The sequence below is a fragment of the Actinoplanes awajinensis subsp. mycoplanecinus genome (assembly GCF_001509495.1).
GTDB classification, from domain to species: Bacteria; Actinomycetota; Actinomycetes; order Mycobacteriales; family Micromonosporaceae; genus Actinoplanes; species Actinoplanes palleronii.
The window spans coordinates 1-4,517 of sequence record NZ_LLZH01000076.1 but is presented as its reverse complement, the minus strand read 5'-3'; the positions used below and the strand labels follow the sequence as shown (position 1 = coordinate 4,517).

Annotated in this window: 4 protein-coding genes and 1 pseudogene; 2 read left to right on the top strand and 3 right to left on the bottom strand. The window is 69.8% G+C overall.

All coding sequences use genetic code 11. From position 1 onward, the window contains the following. Together ADL15_RS52875 and ADL15_RS11795 are read right to left on the bottom strand one after the other, a co-directional pair. Positions 1–134, bottom strand: a pseudogene (locus ADL15_RS52875) (sulfate adenylyltransferase); the annotation flags it as partial. Next, positions 134–1,435 carry an APC family permease gene (locus ADL15_RS11795; protein ID WP_067688371.1) on the bottom strand — a complete coding sequence of 434 codons (1,302 nt, stop codon included), beginning with the start codon at positions 1,433–1,435 and terminating at the stop codon, positions 134–136. The gene ADL15_RS11795 and the pseudogene ADL15_RS52875, both read right to left, overlap by 1 nt. Before the next feature lie 70 nt (positions 1,436–1,505). Here ADL15_RS11795 and ADL15_RS11790 point away from each other — a divergent pair, with 70 nt between their 5' ends. Continuing rightward, positions 1,506–2,477, top strand: a complete 972-nt coding sequence (locus ADL15_RS11790) for a helix-turn-helix domain-containing protein (RefSeq protein ID WP_067688368.1) — start codon at positions 1,506–1,508, stop codon at positions 2,475–2,477. 631 nt (positions 2,478–3,108) lie between these two features. Then, positions 3,109–4,239 (top strand): Glu/Leu/Phe/Val family dehydrogenase, encoded by a 1,131-nt coding sequence (locus ADL15_RS11785; RefSeq protein ID WP_198170739.1) that lies wholly within the window; start codon positions 3,109–3,111, stop codon positions 4,237–4,239. A gap of 14 nt (positions 4,240–4,253) precedes the next feature. Here the strand turns inward: ADL15_RS11785 and ADL15_RS51340 are convergent. Then, positions 4,254–4,517: zinc ribbon domain-containing protein (locus ADL15_RS51340; protein ID WP_157441319.1), on the bottom strand; the 264-nt coding region annotated here is incomplete at its 5' end.

Below are 4,517 nucleotides of genomic sequence, written 5' to 3'. Positions count from 1 at the left end.
ATCGTCTTCGTGTCGAACAACAACCGCCCGATGAGCGTCGACTTACCGTCGTCGACACTGCCCGCCGTCGCGAACCGCAACAGATCCATGTTCCGCGCGGCAGCGGCGTCCGGCTCCAGAATCGCCTGGCTCATCAGAATGCCGATCTGCTGGTGCGGGCCGATCGGCGCAGATAGAGCATGCACCCTATTGCCAGCAGGGCCGGCCACAGCAAATATCGGCCGGTGGTGCCGAGCAGCAATACCGAGGCGATCAGTGAGATGATCGCCGCCGCTCGGCCCCAGGAACGGTGCGGAAGAAGCCGAACCGCCGCCGCGGAACCCAGCACATACACTGTCACAAATGCGCCAGTGGTGAGCAGCACCAGGGGTTCCGGATCCGCGTCGCCGAATATCACGACCGCGGACAATGCGGTCGCGGCGAATGCGGCGACGATCAGCACGCTGCGCACCGGCACACCGCCCGACTCGCTGCCGGGCGCGAGCCAGCGCGGCAACGCGGCGTCGCGGCCCAGCGCGGCGCCGAGTTTGGCGGCGCTCGCCTGATAGGTGTTCATCACCCCGAGCGTGAGCAGCAGCGCGACCACGGTGCCCAGCACCCCACCGGCCCTGCCGATGCCGATGCTGAGCAGGTCGGCCAGCGGCGCGTTCGAGTCACCGGCGGCGGCGCCCAGCACCAGGATGCTGGCTCCGGCCACGGCCAGGTACAGCACCCCGATGATCACCACGGCTGCGGCGGTGGTGCGGGGGATGTCGCGGTGCGGACGGCGGAAGTCCGCGGACAGGTGCGTCATCGCCTCCCAGCCGGAGAAGCTCCACACCAGCAGGGCCGCGGCGGAGCCGACGGCCGCCCAGCCGTGCGGCGCGAACGGTCGCAGGTTGTCGAGCCGGGCGTGTGGCAGCGACGAGCCGGCCGCCAGCAACAGCAGCAGCGCCAGCACGACCGCCAGGCCGAGGGCCAGCCGGCCGGAGACCCGCAGGCCGAACACGTTGGCCAGGGTGACCGCCGCGATCAGCGCCACCGCCACCAGCACCGTCGTGGTGGTGCCGCCGTCGACGGCGTCGGCGACGTAGGCGCCGCCGAACAGGGCCGCGGCGGCCATCGCCGGGGGCACCGTCAGGTAGAAGCACCAGCCGACGAGCCCGGCCCAGTGCGCGCCGAACGCCCGCCGGACGTAGGTCGAGACGCCGCCGGAATCGGGATAGCGCGAACCCAGGGCGGCGAACGTGGCCGCCAGCGGAATGGACATCACGATCAGGCCGAGCCAGGCGAGCAGCGACGCGGGCCCGGCGGCGCGGGCCGCCATGGCCGGCAGGGCGATCGCCCCGGTGCCCAGGACCGCGCCGACGTACAAGGCGGTGCCTTGAACGAACGTGAGTCCGCGTTCGGACGTCAGCACGCCGTCGTCGGTGTTCTCGGACACGGTGGAAGCCATGCACCAAGATTCGTCAGAACGGCATCGGGCCACCAGCTGAGTGACTGCCAAAACACGCTAGGTTTTTGCCATGCCTGCCCACATCGTGGTGATGCCACTGACCGACCGGCTGCCGATCTTCGAGCTGGCGGTGCCCTGCGAGGTCTTCGGCATCGACCGCGCCGACCTCGTCGACCCCTGGTACGACCTGCGGTTCTGCGCCAGTGAGCCGGGCACGCTGGGCACCTCGTCCGGCCCCGGCATCCAGGTGCCGTACGACCTCAGCGCGATGGACGAGGCGGACACCATCATCCTGCCGGCGTGCTCGCGGCCGACGCAGCTGAACCCGCCGGCCGACCTGATCGCGGCGCTGCAGCGGGCCCACCAGCGCGGCGCCCGGATGGTGTCGATCTGCACCGGGGCGTATCTGCTGGCCGCCGCCGGGCTGCTCGACGGCCGGCGGGCGACCACGCACTGGATGAACGTGGTGGACTTCGCGCACCGGTATCCCGAGGTCAAGGTGGACGGCGGGGTGTTGTTCGTGGACGAGGGCGACATCCTGACGTCGGCGGGCACCGGCGCCGCCGTGGACGTCTGCCTGCACGTGGTGGCCTCGGATCACGGCACCGCGGTGGCGCACGCGGTCGCCCGGCGGATGGTCGTCCCGCCGCACCGCGACGGTTCGCAGGCGCAGTTCGTCGAGCCACCCACCGGCTTGTCGCGCGCCGACGAGCTGGCCCCGGTCCTGCAGTGGGCCCGGCAGAACCTGGCAGCGCCACTCACCGTGGCCGACTTGGCGCGCCGGGCGAACATGAGCCAGCGCACGTTCGCCCGCCGATTCCAGGAGATCACCGGGGTGAGCCCGTTGCGCTGGGTGCTGCAGCAGCGGATCCGATGTGCACAGGAACTGCTGGAAACGACGGACGAATCGGTCGAAAAAGTGGCACAGCAGGCCGGATTCGGCTCGGCGGCCGCCCTGCGGCTGCATTTCCAGCGGGCGGTCGCCGTGCCGCCGCAGACCTATCGGCACGTCTTCCGGACCAGCCGGCAGCGCGCGCTCTGACCGACCCGACCTCACCCAAAAACTACTGAACGTAGTTGCCCCTCGCGGGCCATCCGGGCCGTTGATTGTGGTTCGGCGGTCCTGACGACCGATTCGAACGCGTTATCGATTCACGTCATAAGCCGGGCCGGTAACCCGGGCTTAACCTGGATCACCGGCTTCGGTAGCCACCCGGCCACTGAGGGTGATCCGCCGCCGGACCGCAGCTACGCCGAGCCGCACGGGCCGCGCCGCCGCCCCCGCCACAGCCGCCCGACCGGCCGCCGTCACCGCGCGCACGGATCATCGCGTTTACTTTTCCGAAATCATCGACGCATGCGAAATATAGTCCTAGTGTCCACATAGGAAAGCAAGATTTTGACACTTCTACACTCCGTCAGAATTTCGCTTCCCGGCAGCATGATCACGATTCTGCCGAGGTCCGGGCCGGTTGCAGCAAGACATCGACCATGCTTAACTCGTCTCGGCGCGGCGAGCGTTTCGCATGAGCGAATAATGGCGACGACAATGCGATCCACGTTGCTATTACACCGACTTCACCCCCGCCATTCGACAGATCCTGTGTAGGTTCTTGCCGGCTGACCGCCGGTGCAGGAACACGTCTTCGTCTACCGGAGGAATCGTCATGGGCATGGAAGTGCGAATCCAGGTAAGCGACCCCGACTCGGAATTCCGCGGGTTCGTCGTGGTCAACGACTTCGTCGACGGGCGGGCCATGGGCGGCACCCGGATGACCCCCCAGGTCGACCTGCAGGAGGTGGCCGGGCTCGCCGAGGCGATGACGCTGAAGCTGGCCCTCGCCGGGCTGCCGATCGGTGGCGCCAAGGCCGGCATCGTCTGCGGGCTGCCGTCCGGCCCGGAACGCGACCGTCAGCTCACCGCGTTCGGCCAGGCCGTCGCGCCACTGCTGCGCAACGGCGTCTACCTCGGCTGCGACCAGGGCATCTCCTACCGCGACCGGGACTACTTCTTCGAGGCCGCGCACTTCGACATGCAACGCGACAGCCCGGTGGACCTGCCGTGCAGCTGGAGCGAGCTCTGGGACAAGTGCCACGAGATCACCGGGTTCGGCGTGTGCGAGGCGGTGACCGCCGCCGCGGAGCAGCTCGGGCTGGACGCGGTCTGCCGTACCGTCGCCATTCAAGGTTTCGGCACCGTCGGCCGGGCCGTCGCGACCGGGTTGCGCGGCCGCGGCTTCACGGTGGTCGCCGTCGCCGACCGGCACGGCACGATCGCCGACCCCGGCGGGCTGGACGTGGACGCGCTGCTGCGGGCCACCGACGAATACGGCACGATCGACCGCGGCGCCATCAGCCCCGGCGTGACCTGCGCGGACACCGCGGACGCCTGGCTGGACGTGGCCGCCGACGTCCTGGTCCTCGCGGCCGGCGGCGACGCGATCACGACGGACAACGTCGACCGGGTCCGGGCCGCCATCGTGGTCGAGGGCGGCAACCTGGCCTGCACTCCCCCGGCCTGCGACGTGCTGGCGCTGCGCGGCGTCCCGGTGCTGCCCGGCATCGTGGTCAACTGCGGCGGCGCCGCCGTCACCGGGCTGCTGCTGCTCGGCGCCGCGCCGGTCGGCGCCAGTGTCGAGGAGCTCGTCGACTGGCTGTTCGCCCAGGTCGGCGACCGGGTCCGCGGCAACATCACCGAGCTGCTCGACCGCGCGGCGGTGCAGACCCGGCCGCTCTACCGGATCGCCGACGACCTGGCCCGCGAGCGCCTCGCCGACCGGGAGCGGAAGCTGATCCCGGCTTGACAGTCCTCCTCGCCCTAAAGGACGGGGAGTCCCTGGGTCGCCCCAGGGGGTTCCTGCTTCACCGACGACTGCCTCGTCCGAGAGGATCCTCGTTGAGGTCTTACACCGCCTCCACAGGCGATCACGGAGAGCCCCTCCGCGAGAATATTGCGGGCCGCGTTCAGGTCCCGGTCATGCATCACACCGCATCGGCAGGTCCACTCGCGCACGTCCAACGGCATCTGCTCGGCGAGAACACCGCAGGCCGAGCACAGTTTCGAACTCGGGAACCAGCGGTC